General features: G+C 65.1%; 31 protein-coding genes. All 31 read left to right on the forward strand.

Annotated features, from left to right (window positions below; genetic code table 11):
* Window positions 1-121: 121 nt before the first annotated feature.
* The gene (locus tag AC07YR_RS04180) at window positions 122-580 is read left to right on the forward strand and encodes a hypothetical protein (RefSeq protein WP_494733152.1); all 459 of its coding nucleotides are present in this window, start codon (window positions 122-124) and stop codon (window positions 578-580) included.
* A complete protein-coding gene (locus AC07YR_RS04185; RefSeq protein ID WP_494733153.1) occupies window positions 577-954 on the forward strand; it encodes a hypothetical protein in 378 nt (125 codons plus the stop codon). Before AC07YR_RS04180 ends, AC07YR_RS04185 begins: the two co-directional genes overlap by 4 nt.
* A complete protein-coding gene (locus tag AC07YR_RS04190; RefSeq protein ID WP_494733154.1) occupies window positions 951-1,160 on the forward strand; it encodes a hypothetical protein in 210 nt (69 codons plus the stop codon). Before AC07YR_RS04185 ends, AC07YR_RS04190 begins: the two co-directional genes overlap by 4 nt.
* A complete protein-coding gene (locus AC07YR_RS04195) occupies window positions 1,157-1,597 on the forward strand; it encodes a hypothetical protein (protein WP_494733155.1) in 441 nt (146 codons plus the stop codon). Before AC07YR_RS04190 ends, AC07YR_RS04195 begins: the two co-directional genes overlap by 4 nt.
* Window positions 1,584-2,030, forward strand: a complete 447-nt coding sequence (locus AC07YR_RS04200) for a hypothetical protein (protein WP_494733156.1) — start codon at window positions 1,584-1,586, stop codon at window positions 2,028-2,030. Before AC07YR_RS04195 ends, AC07YR_RS04200 begins: the two co-directional genes overlap by 14 nt.
* On the forward strand, window positions 2,027-2,356 hold the full coding sequence (locus tag AC07YR_RS04205; RefSeq protein WP_494733157.1) for a hypothetical protein: 330 nt from the start codon (window positions 2,027-2,029) through the stop codon (window positions 2,354-2,356). Before AC07YR_RS04200 ends, AC07YR_RS04205 begins: the two co-directional genes overlap by 4 nt.
* The gene (locus tag AC07YR_RS04210) at window positions 2,353-2,592 is read left to right on the forward strand and encodes a hypothetical protein (protein ID WP_494733158.1); all 240 of its coding nucleotides are present in this window, start codon (window positions 2,353-2,355) and stop codon (window positions 2,590-2,592) included. Before AC07YR_RS04205 ends, AC07YR_RS04210 begins: the two co-directional genes overlap by 4 nt.
* Complete coding sequence (locus AC07YR_RS04215; RefSeq protein WP_494733159.1) at window positions 2,589-2,846, forward strand: hypothetical protein; 258 nt, start codon at window positions 2,589-2,591, stop codon at window positions 2,844-2,846. The genes AC07YR_RS04210 and AC07YR_RS04215 overlap by 4 nt, the downstream gene beginning before the upstream one ends.
* Window positions 2,839-3,042, forward strand: coding sequence for a hypothetical protein (locus AC07YR_RS04220; RefSeq protein WP_494733160.1), 204 nt, complete (start codon window positions 2,839-2,841; stop codon window positions 3,040-3,042). Before AC07YR_RS04215 ends, AC07YR_RS04220 begins: the two co-directional genes overlap by 8 nt.
* Before the next feature lie 356 nt (window positions 3,043-3,398).
* Entirely contained in the window at window positions 3,399-3,671 is a 273-nt protein-coding gene (locus AC07YR_RS04225; RefSeq protein ID WP_494733161.1) for a hypothetical protein, read from the forward strand.
* Window positions 3,661-3,798: a hypothetical protein gene (locus AC07YR_RS04230; RefSeq protein ID WP_494733162.1), complete on the forward strand. Its 138-nt coding sequence runs from the start codon at window positions 3,661-3,663 to the stop codon at window positions 3,796-3,798. Before AC07YR_RS04225 ends, AC07YR_RS04230 begins: the two co-directional genes overlap by 11 nt.
* Window positions 3,795-4,079 carry a hypothetical protein gene (locus tag AC07YR_RS04235; protein ID WP_494733163.1) on the forward strand — a complete coding sequence of 95 codons (285 nt, stop codon included), beginning with the start codon at window positions 3,795-3,797 and terminating at the stop codon, window positions 4,077-4,079. Before AC07YR_RS04230 ends, AC07YR_RS04235 begins: the two co-directional genes overlap by 4 nt.
* The gene (locus AC07YR_RS04240; RefSeq protein WP_494733164.1) at window positions 4,076-4,225 is read left to right on the forward strand and encodes a hypothetical protein; all 150 of its coding nucleotides are present in this window, start codon (window positions 4,076-4,078) and stop codon (window positions 4,223-4,225) included. The genes AC07YR_RS04235 and AC07YR_RS04240 overlap by 4 nt, the downstream gene beginning before the upstream one ends.
* Complete coding sequence (locus AC07YR_RS04245) at window positions 4,206-4,631, forward strand: hypothetical protein (RefSeq protein WP_494733165.1); 426 nt, start codon at window positions 4,206-4,208, stop codon at window positions 4,629-4,631. Before AC07YR_RS04240 ends, AC07YR_RS04245 begins: the two co-directional genes overlap by 20 nt.
* Window positions 4,628-4,945, forward strand: a complete 318-nt coding sequence (locus AC07YR_RS04250) for a hypothetical protein (RefSeq protein WP_494733166.1) — start codon at window positions 4,628-4,630, stop codon at window positions 4,943-4,945. Before AC07YR_RS04245 ends, AC07YR_RS04250 begins: the two co-directional genes overlap by 4 nt.
* Window positions 4,942-5,217, forward strand: coding sequence for a hypothetical protein (locus AC07YR_RS04255; RefSeq protein ID WP_494733167.1), 276 nt, complete (start codon window positions 4,942-4,944; stop codon window positions 5,215-5,217). The genes AC07YR_RS04250 and AC07YR_RS04255 overlap by 4 nt, the downstream gene beginning before the upstream one ends.
* Window positions 5,214-5,951: a hypothetical protein gene (locus tag AC07YR_RS04260; protein ID WP_494733168.1), complete on the forward strand. Its 738-nt coding sequence runs from the start codon at window positions 5,214-5,216 to the stop codon at window positions 5,949-5,951. Before AC07YR_RS04255 ends, AC07YR_RS04260 begins: the two co-directional genes overlap by 4 nt.
* A gap of 46 nt (window positions 5,952-5,997) precedes the next feature.
* Window positions 5,998-6,735: a hypothetical protein gene (locus AC07YR_RS04265; RefSeq protein ID WP_494733169.1), complete on the forward strand. Its 738-nt coding sequence runs from the start codon at window positions 5,998-6,000 to the stop codon at window positions 6,733-6,735.
* Window positions 6,736-6,752: 17 nt separating this feature from the next.
* Window positions 6,753-6,878, forward strand: coding sequence for a hypothetical protein (locus AC07YR_RS04270; protein WP_494733170.1), 126 nt, complete (start codon window positions 6,753-6,755; stop codon window positions 6,876-6,878).
* A 124-nt stretch (window positions 6,879-7,002) separates the two neighbouring features.
* Window positions 7,003-8,979 carry an APC family permease gene (locus AC07YR_RS04275; protein ID WP_494733171.1) on the forward strand — a complete coding sequence of 659 codons (1,977 nt, stop codon included), beginning with the start codon at window positions 7,003-7,005 and terminating at the stop codon, window positions 8,977-8,979.
* Window positions 8,976-10,310: a class I SAM-dependent RNA methyltransferase gene (locus tag AC07YR_RS04280; RefSeq protein ID WP_494733172.1), complete on the forward strand. Its 1,335-nt coding sequence runs from the start codon at window positions 8,976-8,978 to the stop codon at window positions 10,308-10,310. Before AC07YR_RS04275 ends, AC07YR_RS04280 begins: the two co-directional genes overlap by 4 nt.
* A 154-nt stretch (window positions 10,311-10,464) precedes the next feature.
* Window positions 10,465-13,275: an aconitate hydratase AcnA gene (acnA, locus tag AC07YR_RS04285; protein WP_494733173.1), complete on the forward strand. Its 2,811-nt coding sequence runs from the start codon at window positions 10,465-10,467 to the stop codon at window positions 13,273-13,275.
* Between the two features lie 148 nt (window positions 13,276-13,423).
* Window positions 13,424-15,397, forward strand: coding sequence for a 1-deoxy-D-xylulose-5-phosphate synthase (gene dxs, locus AC07YR_RS04290; RefSeq protein ID WP_436057324.1), 1,974 nt, complete (start codon window positions 13,424-13,426; stop codon window positions 15,395-15,397).
* Window positions 15,394-15,954, forward strand: coding sequence for a DUF402 domain-containing protein (locus AC07YR_RS04295; RefSeq protein ID WP_055802236.1), 561 nt, complete (start codon window positions 15,394-15,396; stop codon window positions 15,952-15,954). The genes dxs and AC07YR_RS04295 overlap by 4 nt, the downstream gene beginning before the upstream one ends.
* Complete coding sequence (locus tag AC07YR_RS04300) at window positions 15,951-16,511, forward strand: hypothetical protein (RefSeq protein WP_055802238.1); 561 nt, start codon at window positions 15,951-15,953, stop codon at window positions 16,509-16,511. Before AC07YR_RS04295 ends, AC07YR_RS04300 begins: the two co-directional genes overlap by 4 nt.
* Before the next feature lie 34 nt (window positions 16,512-16,545).
* Window positions 16,546-16,764 (forward strand): helix-hairpin-helix domain-containing protein, encoded by a 219-nt coding sequence (locus AC07YR_RS04305; protein WP_028270815.1) that lies wholly within the window; start codon window positions 16,546-16,548, stop codon window positions 16,762-16,764.
* 87 nt (window positions 16,765-16,851) lie between these two features.
* The gene (locus AC07YR_RS04310) at window positions 16,852-17,829 is read left to right on the forward strand and encodes an aldo/keto reductase (RefSeq protein WP_494733174.1); all 978 of its coding nucleotides are present in this window, start codon (window positions 16,852-16,854) and stop codon (window positions 17,827-17,829) included.
* Entirely contained in the window at window positions 17,829-18,851 is a 1,023-nt protein-coding gene (locus tag AC07YR_RS04315) for a nucleoside hydrolase (RefSeq protein WP_494733175.1), read from the forward strand. The genes AC07YR_RS04310 and AC07YR_RS04315 overlap by 1 nt, the downstream gene beginning before the upstream one ends.
* A 107-nt stretch (window positions 18,852-18,958) precedes the next feature.
* On the forward strand, window positions 18,959-19,780 hold the full coding sequence (locus AC07YR_RS04320) for a hypothetical protein (RefSeq protein ID WP_055802244.1): 822 nt from the start codon (window positions 18,959-18,961) through the stop codon (window positions 19,778-19,780).
* Between the two features lie 4 nt (window positions 19,781-19,784).
* The gene (locus AC07YR_RS04325) at window positions 19,785-20,621 is read left to right on the forward strand and encodes an energy-coupling factor transporter transmembrane component T (protein WP_494733176.1); all 837 of its coding nucleotides are present in this window, start codon (window positions 19,785-19,787) and stop codon (window positions 20,619-20,621) included.
* Window positions 20,618-22,219 (forward strand): ABC transporter ATP-binding protein, encoded by a 1,602-nt coding sequence (locus AC07YR_RS04330; protein ID WP_494733177.1) that lies wholly within the window; start codon window positions 20,618-20,620, stop codon window positions 22,217-22,219. The genes AC07YR_RS04325 and AC07YR_RS04330 overlap by 4 nt, the downstream gene beginning before the upstream one ends.
* Window positions 22,220-22,244: the final 25 nt, after the last annotated feature.

The following is a 22,244-nucleotide window of genomic DNA, read 5'->3' on the forward strand; positions in this document are numbered from 1 at the left end:
CTAGCAACTGCACGGAGCGCAATCAGTCCGCGTTCCGCAGCACGGCGGCAAATTGCCGCACACCGATAGAGCTGGGGAGCTTATCAAAATGAGTAGTTTGTCAAGAGAAGTAGAAGAGTACATGGCTTCGATTGGAGCTGTCCGCGAAGGGCATACTGGCAGTGACCACGTGAAATACATCCTGCCAAACGGAGCGCCATACTTCACTAGCCTGACGCCGTCGGACAACCGGGTACTTCGCAATATCCGCAGCCAGACCAGGCGCATGCTGGGATTGACCAGTGAGCCCGGCAAGAAGGCCGCGTCCTACAGCAAAAAGGCTGAGTGCAGCGGATTTAGCATGGACGCAGTTCGGAAAGAGCAGCAGCATTCTGCCGCCATCCGCGAGATTGTCGCCCGCAACACGGCGCTGATTCACCGCATAGACGCGCTCCTCATCGAGGCGCAGCGCAACCGCGATCAGCGGGAAGGTGAGCGGTTGGTCGGCCAGTACATGAGTGCCAAGTCGACGCTGGAGCGTTACTTCCAGCCGGTGCCTCCGTTGACCTGCAAGAGCAACGCTGTGATGGCGGCGGCATGAGCAGCCGAGGCGAACAGTTTGAGGATTTGGCCGACACTCTAGGCGATGCCGATTTCTCCTACAACCAGAACGATTCCAGCGACGAACCGACGACGTGCATCAAGCGCGGCACCCCCGTGGAGGCGGTCGCGGAACACCTCCTCGCCGCTGGTTACCGGAAGCCCCGCGCCATCACGACCGCCGAGGAGCTGGACGCGCTGCCGGCGAAGTCGGCCATCCTCGATCGGGATGGCACGCCATGGGTGAGCGATGGGGACAATGTTGAGCCGTGGGCGAGCGTCTGCGAGGTCCACAACGCCGGCCCTATCTGGATGGATAGCGTTGACATTCCGCTCCCCGCAACGGTCCTTTACGAACCGGAGCCGCAGTCATGAAATTCGCAACCACATTCCGCTCGCGCCGCCCTGGTGGCAACTGCCCGGCATTCCCCGAATGGCTCGAGTTGGCAGAGGTCAAGGGTTATGCCGCTAGCTACATCGTGCAAGAAGAAGGCTACTGGGTGGCCAAGGTCGTCAGCACCATCACGCCGGCCGCAAGAATGAAGATCGAGTCCGCCGACTGGTTTGAGGTCGTCAGGTGACGGCTTACCGCATCCTGTCGCTGGTTGAGCAGTGCGCTGCCGGCCATAACGAGGGCCGCTCTGACGGCGGAGCAGGGGAGGCTACAACGCTGGCAGCTGGCTGGCTGGAAGCTAACCCTGGCCGCTGGTTCATCGTCGGCGAAGTGATGCGCTACACAGAGACGGGCAACGCGATCACCGTCGGCCTCGACAAGCGCAGCATGCGCAGGAACGGCTTCGAGGCGGAGACCGTCAACAATAAAATCTACGGGCGGCTCGCTGATCCCAGCGGGTTGCCGCTGTCAGATTTGGTCACTCGCAAGAGGCCGACCAGCTACCACGATCCGCTGCCGATGCTGAAGAGCGACGAGTTCGGATGGACTATCGCCGAGCTGTCAGACGCCTGCGTAACAGCCTACGAATGGCTGGTCGGAGGGCAGAAGCTTGAAGCAGCTTAGCGGCCGACAGAAGCGCGTCCTGAGCCTGATTGACGGGTATCAAAGCGACTTCGGCGGCGAGTATGACGAGCACAGTAAGCAGGGGCAACTGAGCCGCGTTATTCGGGAGCTGCGCCGGTATCCCGGTCACTGGTTTCTGATTGGCCAGGTCACGAAAGTCGGGCGCGTAGTGACTCGTGCCGGGGCGCGGGCGATTGATTTGAAGGCCAAGGGCTACGAGACGGCGGAAGTCGACGGCAAGCAGTACGCCCGGCTTCAGGCCGGTGGCCGCACGCCGCTGGCCGAGCTAATCACGAGGCCCGACAAGCGCCGAATGACCAGCCCGCTGCCAGCAGTAACGAGCGACCGATTCGGATGGTCGCGTGACGAATTGCAACAAGCGAAGGCCACGGCGAGAGCCTGGTTGTTTCCAATTGAGGGGATTGCAGCATGAACGCAGTAATTGAGCCGACGCCCGAATCAAAGGGCGAGGCAGTGTACGAGTTGGCGGCGTCACGGCGCGGACTCATCAAGTCATTCGGCAAGCTGACCGAGCATGAGGGCCGCCTGAACGAGCTTCCGCTCGTGCCGACAGCATTCCGGCCACTGGTTGGGACCTATGCGCAGGTATCTGCCGAGGCTAACCGTCGCAACGAAGCGCAGACGCGCTCCGGCTTCCTTGACTACCTCTACTCGCCGGACCCGCAGGGAGCGGCGCCCGTCGACTGGGAGGCTATCGACGAGGCCATCAAGGGCATCGAGACGCGGGGTGCCAAGTGAGCAATCAGGACGAAAACACCGGCTTGACCATGATCGACGAGCAAAAGAACGAGCCCGACTGGTGGCTGATCGGCTGGAAGTATGCCGACCTTCACAAGGCAACACACAAGCTGGCCTCCGACCTGGGGCGCTACGCGGATGCGCTCAAGGAGCTGGACGCGGCCGGAACGGCCATTGCCAACGGCAAAGAGCGCATCTCCATACTCCGCGACGAGATTTACGAGCTGGGTAAGTGACGGCGGCAATCGAGGTTGAGACCTCGACGAAAATCAATCACTGGGAGCTCGGCCGCCACTTCTTCGACTGGGACAACGTCGAGCAGGCATCGTTCCTTCACGGCGCAGTACGCGGCTTCGATGAACTGGGCGCCTATGGCCACTTGCAGCTGAGCTGCATCGTTGACGCGGCGAGAGTTGACGGGACGCTGGAACAGGTCCGCGACTTCGTTGGCCGGCTTCATGACTACTTCAAGGAGGAGTCGGATGCCTAGCCCATTGTGGCGCAGGCCGTCCCGGCCGCGCCCGACAGCAACCGAGCAGCCGATGTCGGTTCTGGAGCTCAAGATCATCAGCGCCTGGGAGTTGACGGTTGCCGAGTGGACGTCACTTACCCGCCAGGAGCGAGCGAAGAAACGCGCCAACTACACCAAGGCGCCAAGGTTTGTCGACGTGACGGGCATCAAGTGACGGTCTTGCGGGGTCGCGACATCAACGCATGGCCGGGCGACGGTTTCCTCGAGATATCCACGAGAGGTCGCTACTCCATACTCGACGCCTTCGAGGTTGAGCAGTTGCGCGACTATCTCAACGAGTGGCTCGAAGCCAACAAGTAGCCGAGAGGCCTCAACGATGCGGCACTGCAACCATTGCGGCCACTTTCATGGCCAGCAGCATGAAGATCACGTGACGTGGCCCGCTTGCGGCGCCATCGTCGATACAGAAAGCGGCGGGGTAGCGAGATGCTGCTGCCGCCACGAATAGCAACGTAACACCAGGGAGTCGCACTCAGGCGGCTCCCTTTTTCGTAACCACTGGGGAATCAAATGAAGATCATCGCCTCGGGCATTCAGCTCAGAAACGTCGGGCAGCTCGCACAAGCCAAGTCCATTGACGGGGTCACGGTCATGGGCCACCTCGAATCGGTCGCGTTCGACGGCCGCAACACCTACATGCTTTCCATCGGCGGCCACACGCTGCATGTGCCGGCCGACCATCCGATTGACATCCGCCGCACGGCAGTAGCCGACGCGCTGGTCATTGCGAACGACATCGGCATGGACGTAGCCGACTCGTTGGAGGTAGATCATGCTGCTTGATGAGAAACCGTGGGCAACGGTTTGGGAGTCCAAGAGTGGCATCTGGAATGTGCTAACCGCTTCGGAATTCAAGCAGTTCGCGGTTGAGCAGTTGGCAGTCAACTACGCCAAGTCGGTGACGGGATGAGCCAGGACGACTACGCAATTGACCTTCGCGGCGAGATGGTGCGAGAGGGTGACGAGATCGCCTACGCAGCCACTGACGGCCGCAGCAGCGGCCTGCGCGTCGGCTACGTCATCGAGATTGTCCCGGCCCACCAGAAGCCCGCATATCGGGGCTCTGACTACATGACCGACGTGCCCACGAAGCTGCGCGTCGACGTCAGCAATTCATCGGGTTACGGCACGCCAAGCAAGCCGACCCTCATTGACGCCAGCTTCAAGCGATTCGTGAAGGTGCGGCCGTGAGCATCGATGTCACGCAGGCAACCATTTCGCTAGCCGAGATCATGCGGCGCCCCTGGCGGGCGCTGACCATCCAAGAGCTGGACGCGTTAGACGCGACCGAATACATCAAGCAGGGGGAGAATCACCTTGAAGTTCAAGACATCTGACCTAATCACTCGCATCGACAACCTGCTGCGCGACTTGGAGGGCAAGGCCATTACTCGCGCCGAGGAGCTCGACGAGAAGCTGGAGGGCTCCCGCGACGCGTGGCTGGAAGATCATGCAGAAGGGTTCCGCCAGTTCAGCACCATCATCCGCAAGCGCCTGGACGCAGGGCAGCCCGTCGCCAGTGACGACGTCCCCGCAGGCATCAAGGGCGGGTATCACCAGCTGAAGTTCTACTGTGCACCGAACGCCGGCTCGCCTGCATCTGAGAATCGCCAGGCTGACAATCTGCTGAAGCTCAAGGCAGCGCTGCAGGCCAGCGCCGATGAGTCGGTCTCGCCGACGGCAATCAAGCAGCTCGGATTTCAGGACGTCACCTTCCTGTTCACTCCCGAGGCAGCAGCATGAGCCCGCGACTGCAGTTCACTGACCGCGACATCCTCGACGCCTTCGAGTGGGCCATCCGCCCGCTGAATGACGAAGCCAGCATGCTAACCCTCAATGACCGCGTGCTCGAGCTAATCATTGACGAGCTGCTCACCGAAGACGACCCGGCGCGACTGCTGGGCATCGAGCCTTGGCTCATCATTTTGGACATCGCGACGCCGTCTGCTTACGAGCTGGCGATGACCATCGACGACTGTGACCAGGCCGGCCACTCGTGGCACGGCACCCTGCAGCAGCTGTCTGCTCGCCACGACGCCGAGTTGGTGGACGCATGAGCTACCACGACCTAATCGCCTTCCCGGGTGCCCGCATCTCGCTGACATCCATTCATGGCATCGAGGACGACATGGACCTCGACGGCAAGCCGACCGGCATGGTTGTCATCAACTACGGCCAAGGCTTCCGCATCGGCTTCGAGGGGTCGGCGGATGACGCCATGGAGATCATCGACGCCTACTGCGAAAAGCAGTTGGCCGCCTCGCTACCGCCGCAAGCCGCCGGCCTGTCGCGGGATGAGTTCAATGCGCTGATTGACGGCGTTCATTGACCAGCGTCAGCCTCTCCATCAATCCGATCACGTTAGCGAATCTGCTGACGAATGCCGTCGAAATCTCCAAGGAAGCTGCTCGCATCGAGCATCCTCCGGTCGTGATGCTGGCGTACCAGCCGAGTGCCGACCTGTCCGCCGGCATGCTGCTGGCCTACGGCTGTGGCAGGTACGCAGCCGGTCGCGGCGTGGCAGTCATCGAAGGGCTACTACCTAGTCCCGAGTCGATCAGCCTCTCCATCACCCGCGACCATGCTGCTGAGTTGAGTACGGCCCTTCGCAAGTCGAGTAGGGCAGCTGATGCGAGGGTCGGGGTTGCGCTTCACTCGGAGGCAGTTGCTGGAGTTCACCCCGAGACGGGGGCGGCTACCTGGGGCAACTTGGTGGTGGCTTACGGCGACAAGCAACTCGGGCATCTGCATGACGCTGACCCCAGTGGCAAATACGACAACATCTGGTCTCGCGTTGACGATCTAGCAGGGGAGGCTGGCGACCCGGTTGCCGGCACCACGCTGATGGTTGGCGTGCTGAACAGGCTGAGCAAGCTGAAGGGCACGGGCGACGTGGCCGACATTCGCAGCACGCCGCTGGCTGGCGTGGTTGCGATGAAGCTGGGCGCGGGATTCGTCGCGCTGCTGGGTGAAGTCAATCGCGGCAGTTATCTGAGCGGCGGCCGTTTCGGCGACGGGCCAGGGGCTGCTGAGCAGCTTTGGCCACAACAACATACAACTTGAGCCGCCTCGAAGAGGGCGGCTTTTCTTATGCCCAAAGGGGGACTGCGTGACTGACGCAGCGTTGACCTACAGGCCACGCATCTTGGTGGCTTGCGAATATAGTGGCGTCGTTCGCGACGCCTTCGCGGCTCGTGGCTGGGATGCCTGGTCCTGCGATTTGCTGGAGAGTGAGCGCTCAGGCGCGCAGCATTATGTCGGAGATGTCCGCGACATGCTCGAGCAGGATTGGGACTTGATGGTGGCTCACCCGCCATGCACGTATCTCAGCAACTCTGGCGCCAAGCATCTCTATATGGATTGGACGGCCGAGCAGAAGGCTAGTCACCTAGCGGTTACCGGCAAGCCACTGACTGGCCGCACTCCCGTCCCTGACGCGGAGCGCTGGGCCAACATGCAGGAAGCTGCCGACTTCTTCAATCTGCTGTGGAATGCGGATGTCCCGCATATCGCAGTCGAGAATCCGGTCATGCATGGTCACGGCATCGAGCGGGTCAATGGGCGTGCGACACAGTTCGTGCAGCCCTGGCAGTTCGGCCATCTCGAAACGAAGCGAACCGGCTTCCGACTGAAGAATCTGCCGGCGCTCGAATCGACCGACAACGTCTATGAGCAGTTCAAGACACTTCCGAAGTCGGAGACTCACAAGGTTCACATGATGAGCCCGGGGCCGAATCGCTGGAAAGAACGCAGCAGGACGTTCCAAGGTATCGGGGATGCGATGGCATCTCAGTGGGGCGCTCACGTGGAGGCCGAGCTACTGACGGCAACGCTGGTGGCGGCATGAGTCGCGACGAGCAGTTTATGGACGACGAGGGTCTCGCTGAGGCCAAGGTCATCTGCCGCACGTGCTGGGCCGTCGTGCCGTGGATGTGGGAGGGCGAGCACCTTGAGTGGCACCGCAACTTGGAGGTACGCATTGAGTCGTGACCAGATGCAGGCCATGATTGACCGCGTCGTTGACGACCTGCCGGAGCTTACGCCGGAGCAATGTCGTAGGGTTGCTTCAGTGCTCCATAGCAGTGGAGCTCTTATGTAGTCTCGAGGAAACATCGTGCTGACAATATTGAATGCCGTGAAGCGGGTGCTGGTGGGGAGGCCCTTCCGGAACGACCGGCTAGCCCACACCCTGCTGCCGAAGCGGATCGCGCTTCCGGTCTTCGCCTCAGATGCCCTCTCCTCGGTGGCCTACGCGCCCGACGAAATCCTCCTGACCCTGGCGTTGGCGGGCGTGAGCGCGGTTGCCTTTTCACCGTGGGTGGGCCTCGCCGTCATGGTGGTGCTGCTCACGGTGGTGGCCTCCTACCGACAGAACGTCCACGCCTACCCGTCCGGCGGCGGCGACTACGAAATAGCCAACGTCAACCTCGGCAAGCACGCGGGACTGACCGTGGCATCCGCGCTGCTGGTTGACTACGTACTCACGGTTGCCGTCTCGATGTCGTCCGCGGCAACCTACCTCACCACCGCGGTCCCCTCGCTTCACGGCCAGCAGGCACTGATTGCCACTATCGGCGTAGTCATCCTGGCGCTGGTGAACCTGCGGGGAATCAAGGAAGCCGGCAGCGTCTTCGCCGTTCCCACCTACATCTTCATGGCGTCCATCCTGGGCATGACCGCCGTCGGCGTCTTCCAGGCGGCGACCGGCCAGCTGGGCGAGGCCCCGTCCGCGAACTTCACGATAGTTCCGGCGGCCGGGTTCGATGAGGGGCTGGTGGGGCTTGCCGGCGCCTTCCTGCTGCTCCGGGCGTTCTCCTCGGGCGCCGCGGCCCTGACCGGTGTGGAAGCCATCAGCAACGGTGTTCCGAATTTCCAGAAACCCAAGAGCAAGAACGCCGCCACCACTCTGCTGCTGCTGGGCGTCATCGCCTCCGCGATGCTCGCCGGCATCATCTACCTCGCCAACGCCACCAAGGTGCACATTGTGCTGGATCCGGCCACGGAATTCCTGGTCAACGGGCAGCCGCTGCCGGAAGGCTACATCCAGAGCCCGGCCATCAGCCAAATCGCCCAGACCATCTTCGGACCGGGCTCGGTGCTGTTCTACATCGTGGTTGCCGCAACCGGCGTCATCCTGGTTTTTGCCTCGAATACAGCCTTCAACGGTTTTCCGGTCCTCGGATCCATCCTCGCGCAGGACGGCTACCTCCCGCGCCAGCTGCGCACGCGCGGTGACCGCCTGGCCTTCAGCAACGGCGTCCTGGCCCTCGCCGCAGGCGCCCTGGTGCTCATCCTGGCCTTCAACGCCGACGTCACCAAGCTCATCCAGCTCTACATCGTCGGCGTTTTCATCTCCTTCACCGCAAGCCAGCTGGGCATGGTCCGGCACTGGGGGCGCGAACTCAAACTGGCGCGGGACAAGACCGTTCGCCGCCGGATGCTCAAGTCGCGCACCATCAACATGATCGGGTTCGGCATGACCGCCCTGGTCCTGACCATCGTGCTGATCACCAAATTCGAGCAGGGGGCCTGGATCGCGCTGCTCGCGATGTTCGTGCTGTACCTCATCATGTGGAGCATCCGCGCGCACTACGACAACGTGGCCAAGGAACTGGCGGTGGACGAGGATTCCTCGCCGCGTGCCTTGCCGTCCCGGGTCCACGCCGTGCTTCTGGTGTCCCACGTCCGCAAGCCCGTCCTGCGGGCCCTGGCCTATGCGCGGGCGTCCCGGCCCTCGCGGCTCGACGCCATAACGGTGGACATCAACTCCGAAGAAACCGCGCACACCCTCGCCGACTGGGAGAAACTGGAAATTCCGGTGCCGCTGACGGTCCTCGCCAGCCCGTACCGGGAAACGGTGACCCCCATCATGGAATACGTCAAGAACATGCGGCGGGATTCGCCCCGCGACCTCATCGTGGTCTACATCCCCGAGTACGTGGTGGGTAAGTGGTGGGAACAGCTGGTCCACAACCAGACCGCCCTGCGTATCAAAACCCGCCTCCACTTCGAGCCGGGTGTTATGGTCGCCAGCGTCCCCTGGCAACTGAAATCGTCCGAAGAAGCAAAGAAATTGCAGGATATCCAATGAACGCCGAGACCCAGACCCGCACGCATGCCGACCTCGTGGTGGATGTCGGGCCGATAGCCCACGGCGGGCACTGCGTGGCACGCCACGAAGGCCGCGTGGTGTTTGTCCGGCACGCCATTCCCGGCGAAAAAGTCCGGATCCGGCTGACCGACGCCGGCGAGGAATCCAAGTTCTGGCGCGCCGACGTCGTCGAGGTGCTCGAAGCGTCACCCGACCGCGTGCCCCATTTCTGGCGCGTGGCGGATTCCCTGCGCGCCTGGTCCCACGGCCACCCGCCGGTGGGCGGCGCCGAACTGGGCCACGTGTCCCTGGAACGCCAGCGCAGCCTCAAGGCCGAAGTCCTGGCGGAACAGCTGAAGCGGCTCGCCGGCGTCGAACGCGTTACGGAAGTGGAAGCTGTCGGGGCAGGCAGCGACGGCCTCGGCTGGCGCACGCGGGCAAGTTTTGCCGTGACGCCCGCCGGGAAGCTGGGCATGCATGCCCACCGTTCCGATCAGGTCATTGCCATCCGCGAGATGCCCCTGGCCGTGCCCGGAATCAACGAGCTCAGGCTCTGGGACATCGACCTCCAGGGCGTCGACCGCGTGGAAGTGGCGGCGCCCGCCAACGGGTCGCGCCCGCTGGTGCTCCTGGCCCCTGCCGCAGGCACCCGCACAAAGCGCCTCAGCGGCATCCTGGCGCAGCTTCCCGACGACGTCTCGGTGGCTAGCTTCGATCCGGCCAAGGGCGAGGCCCTGCAGCTGCGCGGCCGCACCTGGGTCCAGGAGACGGCCGCCGGCCACGAGTACCGAGTCACGGGGGAGGGCTTTTGGCAGATCCACCGGGACGCGCCGGACACCCTCGTCGGGGCGGTCAAAGAATTCCTGCACGACGGCGGATACCTTGAGCCGGGTGCCGTGGTGGCCGACCTGTATGCCGGGGCGGGCCTTTTCACCGCCGCCCTTGCGGACGCCGTCGGGGTCACCGGTTCGGTGTTGTCCGTTGAAGGTGCCCCCGGCACCAGCCGCGATGCACGGAAGAACCTCCACGGGGCGCCGCAAGTGGAGATCGTGCAGGGACGCGTGGAGCGCGTGCTGCGCCAGAAGCCCCGCAACTTCGACGCCGTCGTGCTTGATCCGCCCCGCGCCGGCGCAGGCAAGGCCGTGGTCAGCCAATTGATGGCCGCGGGGCCGCGGGCGGTCGCCTATGTGTCCTGCGATCCGGCGTCGTTCGCCCGGGACCTGGGGTACTTCCAGCAGGGCGGCTGGTCGCTCGCAGGGCTGCGGGCGTTCGACCTGTATCCGCACACCCACCACATGGAGACAGTGGCGTTGCTGACGCCCCCGGCCTGATGTGACTAGGATGGGCGTAGTAGTCCCACGTCGCGCGCCGAATTCTCGGCTGACCCCATGCTCTTTTGTATGACCTTGTACTAATTAGGATGACCTAACTAGCAAGCGGTCTACCGCGCGACAAAGATGAAACTGTTGCGAGAGGAGTCCTGCGATGAGCATTGTGGACAGCTTCGGTTCAAAAGGCAAACTTAATGTAGCCGGTACCGAATACGAAATTTTCCGGTTGAACTCCGTTGAAGGTGCAGAAAACCTTCCGTTCAGCCTCAAGGTATTGCTTGAAAACCTGTTGAGGACCGAGGACGGCGCGAACATTACGGCCGATCACGTCCGAGCACTGGCCGGTTGGGATCCCAACGCCCAGCCCGACACTGAAATCCAGTTCACGCCGGCGCGCGTGATCATGCAGGACTTCACTGGCGTGCCCTGCGTTGTAGACCTCGCCACCATGCGTGAGGCCGTCAAGGAGCTCGGCGGTGACCCCAAGAGGGTCAACCCGCTGGCTCCCGCCGAGATGGTGATCGACCACTCGGTGCAGATCGACGCATTCGGTAACTCCGGCGCACTGGAGCGCAACATGGAGATCGAATACCAGCGGAACGGGGAGCGCTACCAGTTCCTCCGCTGGGGCCAGACCGCGTTTGACGACTTCAAGGTCGTCCCGCCGGGAACCGGCATTGTGCACCAGGTCAACATCGAGTACCTGGCCCGCACCGTGATGACCCGTGAAGTTGACGGCGTTGTCCGGGCCTACCCGGACACCTGCGTCGGCACCGACTCGCACACCACCATGGTCAACGGCCTGGGCGTGCTGGGCTGGGGCGTTGGCGGCATTGAAGCCGAGGCTGCAATGCTGGGCCAGCCCGTGTCCATGCTGATCCCGCGCGTCGTGGGCTTCAAGCTGACCGGGTCCATCCCGGCCGGCGCAACCGCCACCGACGTCGTCCTGACCATCACCGAGCAGCTGCGCAAGCACGGTGTTGTGGGCAAGTTCGTGGAATTCTACGGCGAAGGTGTGGCGGCAGTGCCGCTGGCCAACCGCGCCACCATTGGCAACATGAGCCCGGAGTTCGGCTCCACGGCCGCCATGTTCCCGATCGACGACGTCACCCTCGACTACCTGCGCCTCACCGGCCGGTCCGAGGAGAACGTTGCCCTCGTTGAGGCCTACGCGAAGGAACAGGGCCTCTGGCACGATCCTTCCAAGGAGATCAAGTTCTCCGAGTACCTCGAGCTGGACCTGTCCACGGTTGTTCCCTCCATCTCCGGCCCGAAGCGTCCCCAGGACCGCATCGAGCTCACCGATGCCAAGGAGCAGTTCCGCAAGGACATCCACAACTACGTGAGCATCGAAGACGGCAGCGTGGACGAGTCCCTGGAAGAGTCCTTCCCGGCCTCCGATCCGCCCTCGTTCACGCACGCTGACTCGCACACCACCGAAACGGCGCGGGTTGAGTCCGCGGCCAACGGTGCGCACGGGCGTCCGTCCACCCCGGTGCACGTTGTCACTGCGGACGGCCGCGAGTTCGAGCTGGACCACGGCGCGGTGTCCATCGCCTCGATCACGTCCTGCACCAACACGTCCAACCCGTCCGTAATGCTTGCCGCCGCACTGCTGGCCCGCAACGCCGTGGACAAGGGCCTGGCCGCGAAGCCGTGGGTCAAGACCTCCGTGGCACCCGGCTCCAAGGTGGTCACCGACTACTACGAGAAGTCCGGCCTGACCCCGTACCTGGAGAAGCTCGGCTTCTACATCGTGGGCTACGGCTGCGCCACCTGCATCGGCAACTCCGGCCCGCTCGACGCCGAAATCTCCGAGGCCATCCAGGCCAACGACCTCTCCGTCACCGCCGTGCTGTCCGGTAACCGCAACTTCGAAGGCCGGATCAACCCGGACGTCAAGATGAACTACCTGGCCTCCCCGCCGCTGGTCATCGCCTACGCCCTGGCCGGAACCATGGACTTCGACTTCGACACCGATGCCCTCGGCCAGGACGAAGCCGGAAACGACGTCTTCCTGAAGGACATCTGGCCGAACCCGGTCGAGGTCCAGCAGGTCATCGACTCCTCGATTGACAAGGAAATGTTCGCCCGCGGCTACGAGGGCGTCTTCGACGGCGACGACCGCTGGAAGGCACTCGACACCCCGGCCGGCGACACCTTCGCCTGGGACGAGAAGTCCACGTATGTCCGGAAGCCCCCGTACTTCGACGGCATGAAGGCGAAGCCGGAGCCCGTCACGGACATCACCGGCGCCCGAGTGCTGCTCAAGCTCGGCGATTCGGTCACCACCGACCACATCTCCCCGGCCGGTTCCTTCAAGTCGGACACCCCGGCCGGCCAGTACCTGCTGGCCAACGGTGTGGAGCGCAAGGACTTCAACTCCTACGGCTCGCGCCGTGGCAACCACGAAGTCATGATCCGCGGCACGTTCGCGAACATCCGCATCAAGAACCAGCTGCTCGACGGCGTCGAGGGTGGCTTCACCCGCGACTTCACCCAGGCGGACGGTCCCCAGGCGTATGTCTACGACGCCGCCCAGAACTACCAGGCAGCCGGCACCCCGCTGGTGGTCCTGGCAGGCAAGGAGTACGGCTCCGGCTCATCCCGTGACTGGGCTGCCAAGGGCACCGCACTCCTGGGCGTCAAGGCTGTCGTGGCCGAAAGCTACGAGCGCATCCACCGCTCCAACCTGATCGGCATGGGCGTCCTGCCGCTGCAGTTCCCGGCCGGCGAATCAGCTGCGACCCTGGGCCTGACCGGCACGGAAACCTTCGCAGTCGAGGGCGTCACCGCCCTCAACGAAGGCACCACCCCGAAGACCCTCAAGGTCACCGCCACGGCTGAAGACGGCTCCGCCAAGTCCTTCGATGCGGTCCTCCGCATCGATACCCCGGGCGAGGCGGACTACTACCGCAATGGCGGCATCCTGCAGTACGTGCTGCGCCAGATCTCCGCCAACTAGCGGCAGAGGTCACAACCGGCACCACCAAAAGCCCCGTCCTGTCACCGACAGGACGGGGCTTTTGCGTGGCGGCCCCCCGTCCCTGCGTCCTGCCCGCCGTCGAGGCGTTAGAGTTAAAAGGCATGTCTACCACCCGAAGGAGGCCCCGTTGGGAATCTTGGACACCATCCGGAATCCGCAGGACCTGAGCAAGTTGACCGAAGAACAGCTGTCCCAGCTGGCTGCGGAGGTCAGGAGTTTCCTGATCGGCAACGTGTCGCAGACGGGTGGCCACCTCGGACCGAACCTCGGCGTCGTGGAACTGACCATGGCCGTGCACCGTATTTTTGATTCCCCCCGCGACAGCATTGTCTTTGACACCGGACACCAGTCGTATGTCCACAAACTCCTCACCGGACGCCAGGACTTCAGCACCCTCCGCCAGGAAGGCGGCATGTCCGGCTATCCGGACCGTGCAGAGTCCGAGCACGACATCGTGGAAAGCTCCCACGCCTCCTCGTCGCTGTCCTGGGCCGACGGCATCTCCCGCGCCCGGCAGCTGACCGGCGACGGCGACCGCTACGTGATTGCCGTGGTGGGCGACGGCGCCCTGACCGGCGGCATGGCCTGGGAAGCGATCAACAACATCGCAGCGGACAAGAAGCGCCGCGTCGTCATTGTCGTCAACGACAACGGCCGTTCATACGCGGCCACCGTGGGCGGCTTCGCCGACTACCTCGCCTCCCTGCGTCCCACCATTGATTCCTTCCGCGCTGCCCCTGCCTACGAAGGCACCCTGGACTGGTGGAAGCGGAAGCTCCAAAACGGCGGACCCGTGGGACAGTTCACCTACCGGAGCCTGCATGCCATGAAGAAGGGCATCAAGGACTGGTGGGCGCCGCAGGGCATGTTCGAGGACCTGGGCATGAAGTACATCGGCCCGGTCGACGGCCACAACCTCCAGGCCATGGAGCACGCCCTCTCGACGGCGAAGAACTACGCCGGCCCGGTCATCGTGCACGCAATGACCGAAAAGGGTCACGGCTATGCGCCGGCACGCGCCCACGAGGCCGACCAGTTCCACGCCGTTGGCATTATCGATCCCGAAACCGGGGAGCCCACGGAGGCAGGCGGCGCCCAGTCCTGGACGTCGGTCTTCGCCGACGAAATCGCAGCGATCGCCGATGAGCGTCAGGACATCGTGGGCATTACCGGTGCCATGCTCATTCCCGTGGGCCTGCACAAATTCGCCGCACGGCACCCGGAACGCGTCTTCGATGTCGGCATCGCCGAGCAGCACGCGCTCACCTCGGCCGCCGGCATGGCCTTCGGCGGCCTCCACCCCGTGGTCGCCGTCTACGCGACCTTCCTGAACCGCGCGTTCGACCAGCTGCTCATGGACGTTGCCCTGCACCGGGCCGGCGTCACCATTGTGCTGGACCGCGCCGGTGTGACAGGGCCCGACGGCGCCAGCCACCACGGTATGTGGGACATGGCCATGGTGCAGATCGTCCCCGGGCTCCACCTGGCAGCGCCACGCGACGCCACAAGGCTCCGCGAAGAACTCCGCGAAGCCGTGGCCATCAAGGACGCGCCCTCAGTTGTCCGGTATTCCAAGGGCAGCGTGGGTGCCGAAGTGGAAGCGCTGGAGCGCCTGAGCGACGGCGTGGATGTGCTGGCCCGCCGTCCTGCGGGCTCCAGCGAAAACGACGTGCTGATCGTGAGTGTGGGCGCCATGTCCGAGCTCGCCCTGGACGTTTCCAACCGGCTGGGCGCCCAAGGCATCAGCTCCACGGTGGTGGACCCCCGCTGGCTGCTGCCGGTCCGGAAATCCATCATTGCGCTGGCTGCCCGCCACCGCCTGGTCATCTGCATCGAGGACGGCGTCCGCGCCGGCGGCGTGGGATCCCGCATCCGGCAGGAAATGCGCGCCGCGGGTGTGGACACCGCCCTCAACGAGGTGGGCCTGCCGGTGGAGTTCCTGGACCACGGCACGCGCGCGCAGGTGCTGGAACGCGTCGGTTTGACCGCCCGCCAGATCACGCACGACGTCGTTGCCCAGGTTTTGGGGACCAAGGTGCCTTTCGCACGTCCCCTGCCCGGCCAGGAACACCCGACTACGGGCAGCCTGCCAAAACTGTGATCCCGCACGAGGCCGAACCTCCCGGGAACCTGGCACCCGGGGACCTTGTGGTGGCGCGGAACCGCAAATGGGACGGTGGCGCGCACTGGGTGGTACCGGGCAGCTACCTCGGCGAGGACAGCCACGGCTGGTGGATCTTCCAGCCCAAGGGATCGTTCATATCGCGGCCCGGAGCGGCTTTCCACGCCCGGTCCGACGCAGTCCTGCTTGTTCCGCGGACCGGCGACTACGTGGCCACGTTCTACGACGACACCTACCCCGGCGACTTCCGGGTGTACGTGGACCTCGCCGTGGGCCACGGCTGGAACGGCATCAGGCCCGGGACCTTCGAGTTCCATGTGATCGACATGGACCTGGACGTCATCCGGTCCGTGGCCCGCGGCGTCTACATCGACGACGAAGACGAATTCGCCGAACACCAGGTGCGCATGGAGTATCCGCGGGACCTCGTGGACCGGATGCTCCGGGAGACAGAACAGCTTTACCAGGCCGTGAAGGCACAGCACGCACCGTTCGACGGCACAGACGCCGAGTGGTTCAGGAGAGGACGGGCATGAGCGGAATTATCAGGGTCTACAAACGAGACGACGAAGGGGTCCTGCTGTTCCGGGAAGCCTGGTTCGATGAGGACTACAGCCAGTTCGTCATGAACCACGGCGTCGTCGGGCACCAGAGCAAGACGGACGAAACGGACGTCGCCGATGCCGAGGCTGCCGAAGGCCTCATGGACGCCTTCGCAGTGCAGTGCGCAGAGGACGGCTACGCCGAGATTCCGGACGAGGAACAGTTCTGGGTGGTTGCGCAATACGCGCTGAAAACCAAGGACGGCACCGACCGTGACCGCTACCTGGAGGAAAAGGCCAAGGACGCCCTCATCAGCCACCTTGCCTGGCGCGGACTCGGCACCGTGGAGCGGTCAGAATTCGGCGAGGCCAAACTCAACATCTTCTGCCTCTGCCCCGATGTCAACAAGGCCGTCAACGCCATCAAGGTCTGCATCCGCGGTGAGGACCTGGACTTCACCAAGCTCAGCATCGCGGCCGCGCCGTTCGGAGAGCTGGAAGCCTTTAAGCTCAAGCACTCGCCGAAACCAGCTTCGGGCTTTACCCTCTAAGAGGGGGCAACCGACTTACTGGGAGGCAACCGCTATGGCGCCAAAATCCGTTCAACCAGGCCACACCCCGATTCCCCGCGGAATCGGCGCGCCTGCCCGCCGGGCCATGGCCCACGCCGGACTGGAAACCCTGGAACAGGTGGTCCAGTACCCCCAGCGGGAATTGTTGAAGTTGCACGGAATGGGCGTCAAGACCATGGCACAGCTCCAGGACGCCATGGACGAGCACGGACTCGAGTTCCCCGCCACCTGACACGGCTTCCGGCCTCCGGCCACGGTCCGGACGCAGCCCCGAAGGGCTGCGTCCGGACCTGCATTGCGGCCGTTATAGGCTGAATTCATGACTGAATACCGCCGCCTTGGAAAATCCGGATTGACCGTCTCCGTTGTTGGCCTCGGCTGCAACAATCTTGGCCGGGCCAATACCTTGACGGAGTCGCAGGAGGGGACCGACGCCGTCGTGCATGCCGCCCTGGACGCCGGCATTACGCTCTTTGACGTCGCGGACACCTACGGCCGGGAGCCCGGACTCAGCGAGACCATGCTGGGCAAAGCCCTTGCAGGCCGGCGCGGTGACGCTATTGTGGCCACGAAGTTCGGCATGGACATGCGCGGAGCCAACGGCAACGACTTCGGCGCCCGCGGATCACGGCGCTACATCGTCAAGGCCGCCGAAGCCTCGCTGCGGCGGCTCGGCACCGACTGGATCGACCTCTACCAGTTCCACACCCCGGACCCGCTGACGCCCATCGACGAGACACTTGCCGCCCTGGACGACCTCGTCACCAGCGGCAAGGTCCGCTACCTCGGGCACTCCAACCGGGCCGGCTGGCAGGTGGCCGAGGCCGAATTCGTGGCCCGCGCCCGCGGAGGTTCTCGCTTTGTGTCCACCCAGAACCACTACAACCTGCTGGACCGCCGCGCAGAAGCCGAAATCACGCCCGCCGCAGAAGCCTACGGCCTTGGCGTGCTGCCCTACTTCCCGCTGGCCAACGGACTGCTGACCGGCAAGTATGCGCCCGGCAAAGCTCCGGAAGGCTCCCGCCTCAGCCACACCCGCACCAACCTGGTCCACGACGCCGACTGGGACCAGCTGGAGAAGTTCAGCGCGTTCGCCGCAGAGCGCAACCTCACCGAAATTCAGGTGGCGTTCTCCTGGCTGGCGGCCCAGCCGTCCGTCAGCAGCGTGATCGCGGGCGCCACGAAGCCGGAACAGGTCCGCGAGAACGCCGCCGCCGTGGCCTGGGTGCCATCGGCCGAAGAACTTGCCCGGCTCGATGAGATCTTCCCCCGTGCGCCCAAGGTGGCACTCTTCTGATGCATTCAGTCCTGATGGACGTGGACACCGGGATCGACGACGCTCTGGCCCTGGTGTACCTCCTGTCCCGCCCCGAAATCCGGGTGCATGCCATCACCTGCACCGCAGGAAACGTGGGCGCGCGGCAGGTGGCGCTCAACAACCTGGCCCTCCTGGAGCTATGTGGCAAGCCGGGAATCGAGGTGGCCATCGGCGCTGAAGTGCCGCTGGAAATCCCGCTTGTCACCACTGAGGAAACCCACGGGCCGCAGGGGATCGGCTACGCGGAACTGCCGCCGCCCGCACAACAGATCTCGGCCCGGCACGCCGTCGACGTCTGGGTGGACGAGGTGCGCAAGCACCCCGGCGAGATCACCGGACTCATCACCGGTCCGCTGACCAACTTTGCCCTGGCCCTCCGCCGGGAACCGGACCTGCCGCACCTGCTCAAGGGGCTGGTGATCATGGGCGGCTGCTTCTACTACCAGGGCAACACCACCCCGACGGCAGAATGGAACGTTTCGGTCGATCCGCACGCCGCGAAGGAAGTGTTTGCCGCCTACCGGGGCCTCCCGGAGGACAAGCTGCCGGTGGTGTGCGCGCTGGAGACCACCGAACTGATCGAGATGCGGCCCGAACACCTGCAGCGCCTGGCCGAGGCCGCGGGCGCCGGTCCGGAACCCGTCCTTCCGGACCAGCCTGAGGGGCTCCGCAGCACATCCGGAAACCCCTTGGTGGCGTGCCTCTCGGACGCCATCCGTTTCTACATGGAGTTCCATCGGCTCTACGACCAGGGCTTCGTGGCCCACGTGCACGACGCCTTCGCCGCCTGCGTGGCGGTGGGGCGGACGGACGTGGCCACTGCGCTGGCCACGGTGGACGTCGAAACCGTATCCCCGCTGCTGATGGGCACCACCGTGGCGGACTACCGGGGGCTGTGGGGCCTGCCGCCCAACGCCCGGATTGTGACATCGAACAACCCGAAGCAGTGCTTCGATGAGCTCATCGAATCCGTGGGGGCACTGGCCAGGCGACTGCCCTAAGATGGTAGCTGCGCCGAGGTGACATAGGCGCACATTTGCCGATCCCGGTACCGGTGTACCCAAGTCCGTGTACCCGAGGAACGCAGCCCACAGCCAAAGGAACAGCCATGTCACAGCCATCCCGGACCCTGCCCGCCCCTGGACAGGCGGCGGTCCGCAACCGCCGCCTGCTCGAAATCCTTGGCGCGGTGTCCATTGCGGCCACCTTCATCTTCCTCGTCCTCACGCAGCCCGCGGACATCACCAACGGGCTGGCGGGCGGATCCACCCTCGTGGCCCTGGGCGGTTTCCTGCTGGGAGCCATCCTCCTGATCGTCGGCGTGCTCCCCACCCTCCCCACGTCCACGCTGGTGCTGATTCCGGTGGCCCTTGTCCTCAACATCGCCCTCGGGCAGATCATGGGGTCCACAGGACTGCCGTTCTACTTTGACGCGATCGGCACAGTACTGATTGCCGTCCTGGCCGGTCCGGCGGCCGGAGCCGCGACGGGCGCCCTCAGCAGCGTCGTGTGGTCCTTCATCAATCCGACCGTGCTGCCTTTCGCCGCCGGTGCGGCACTCATCGGCTTCCTGGCGGGGCTGGCCGCCCGCTACGGGCTGTTCCGCCGCTTCTACCTTGCCCCGGTGGCAGGCTTCGTGACAGGCATCCTTGCCGGCGTCGTCTCCGCACCGATCGCGGCTTTCGTCTTCGGTGGCACCTCCGGCGTCGGTACCGGCGCGATTGTCAGCGCCTTCCGGGCCATGGGAGACACCCTGCTGGCCGCGATCACCAAGCAGGCGCTCATTTCGGACCCCATGGACAAGGCCATCGTCTTCGCCGTCGTCGCGATGCTGGCGTACGCGCTGCCGCGCCGGACCACGCTGCAGTTCGCGTTCGTGCGGCGCTTCAACGTGCTCGCGGGCAAGAAGCAGGACGCGCCGGACGCCTGATTCCGTGCCTGCCCCTCTGAACACTCCCGCAGCGCTTAACCCCCTGACCACACTCGCGGCGGCCGTCGCGGCCGCAGCGATCACGACGGCGGTCTCCAGTTGGGCCGTTTCACTCGCCGTTGCCCTCGCCTGCGCAGCGCTGGCAGTGCGGTCCGGGGTGGCCGGCAGGCTGGCTCCGGCCGCCGCGGTGATCCTGGCACCGTTCTGGCTGTCGCTTCTGGTCATGCACGGGCTGTTCTTTCCCGAGGGCAGGACGGTCCTGGCGGACTGGGGCGCAGCCAGGGTCACGGCGGAGGGGCTGGGTTTCGCGCTGGACATGGGTGCGCGGACGGCCGCATACGTCATGGTCTTCCTGCTCTTTTCGTTCACCGTCCGTGTGCCGGACCTGGTGGCGATGATGGCGGCGCGGCGCGTGCCCCCGCAGTTCGGCTACGTCCTGGCATCCACCCTGACCCTGGCACCGGCCATCAGCGGAAAGCTGGCGCGGATCCGGCAGGCCCAGGAATCCCGGGGACTGGTGTTGGGAGGCGGGCCGCTGCGGCGGCTGGCGGCCGCCCGGCTGCAGATGGTTCCGCTGGTCCTGTCGCTGATCGAGGATGCCGGTGAGCGGGCGCACGCGCTTGATGCCCGGGGCTTCAACGGCAGCCGGGCGCGCACGAGCTACCGGGACGTGCCGGATACGGCTGCCCAGCGGGCATTCCGGGCCGTCGCCCTGCTGCTGGCCGCAGCCGCGGTTGCGCTGCGGCTCTCTGGCCAGTGGCCCGCGCTCCAGTGGCCAGAGCTCCAGTGGCCCGCGCTCCAGGGGTTCGCAATGCTGTGGCCCCTGGGAGTTCCGGCATGACGACTGTGCCTCTGCTCGAGGTCAGGATTGAAGCCTTCAGCTACCACGGTGAGGACGCTTTCGTTCTCCACGACGTGGACGTTGCCGCGGCACCGGGCACACTCACTGCCGTGCTGGGCGGCTCCGGCAGCGGCAAGTCCACCCTGGGCCGGCTGCTGGCCGGCTGGATGTCCGGCGGGAACTCCGGACAGTTCAGGGGTACCCTGCACCTGCGTCCTTCGGCCCTGCGTCGTGACCCGGACCGGCGTGATTCGGAGCTACGGGCCGGGAATGACAAGGCGGCACCGGGGGACAACGGGCCCCTAGTTTTTCACGGCACCCCGGACGACCCCCGGATCAACCCCGCCCTCTGGTCCGAGCATGTGGGGTTCGTTCCGCAGGATGCCGCAGCCCTGTTGTCCACCGTGGGGTCCACGGTCGCCGAGGAGTTGGCCTTCGGACTCGAGAACCGGGGCATGGACAGGACCCTGATGCGCGCGGAGGTGTTGCGTGCCGCCAACTCGGCGGGACTGACCGCCCTGCTGGAACGCGATCCGGCCACCCTGTCCGGCGGCGAGCTGCGGCGACTGGCCGTGGCCTGTTCCGCCATTACGCGCCCCGGCGTCCTGGTGCTCGACGAACCCCTCGGCTCGCTGGATGCCGCAGGCGCCGCGTCGGTGCAAGCGCTGGTCCGTCGACTTCTGGACTCCGGCACCGCCGTCGTCGTCCTGGGCCAGGCCGTGGATGAGCTTGCGTTGTCAGCCACCCGCTGGCTGGTGCTCGACGGCGGCACGGTCACCGCACTCGGCACCCCCGGCGAGCTGGCGGGGAGCCCCGCGCTGCTGCACTCCGGCGTCGTGCTTCCCGCGCTGGCGGACGATAGTCCCGGCCCGCGCCGCCGGACCGCTGACCGGCACCCGGCCCCTGCCGGTCCCGGCACGGAAAATTCCGCGCCTGCCGTTCTGGAGCTGGACCGTGTCAGTTTCGGCTACCCGGCCGGCAAACACCAAACGGGTCCCGGGGTGCTTGGCGATCTCAGCCTGGCTGTCCGTGCGGGCCAGATTGTCGCCGTGACGGGTCCGAACGGAGCCGGCAAGTCCACGCTGCTGAGGCATGTCAACGGACTTCTCCGTCCCCTCCGGGGGGGCGTCCGGATCGAGGGCAAGGACATCGCCGGCATTCCGACCGGGCGGGTGGCGGACCGGGTGGGCCTGCTCTTCCAGCACCCGCGGGACCAGCTCTTTGAGCGGACGGTCCTGCGCGAAGTGCTGTTTGGCCTGGACCGGAAGTCCGGCGCCCCGGCGGAAGCAGCCGCGCGGGCGGCGCTGGCCGCCGTCGGACTCGGTGACCACCTGAAGGCCCATCCGCATGAGCTTCCGGCGTCCCGGCAGCGGCTGCTCGCCCTTGCCACCGTCCTGGCCCGGGAACCGATCCTCATTGCGCTGGACGAACCTACCGTGGGCCTGGACCGGCACGGCCTCGTACGACTGGATGAGGCGCTTGGCGCGGCGGCGGAGCGTGGCGCTGCCGTGGTCATGGTCACGCACGAGGTCGCTTATGCCCGGGCCACGGCCCACCGCGTCCTCGAGCTCCGGGACGCCAGGCTGCACGAGGTTTGATCGTTGCCTGTCCGCACGCAGCAGC

It is taken from the genome of Arthrobacter sp. GW460-12-1-14-TSB2 (genome assembly GCF_059423525.1).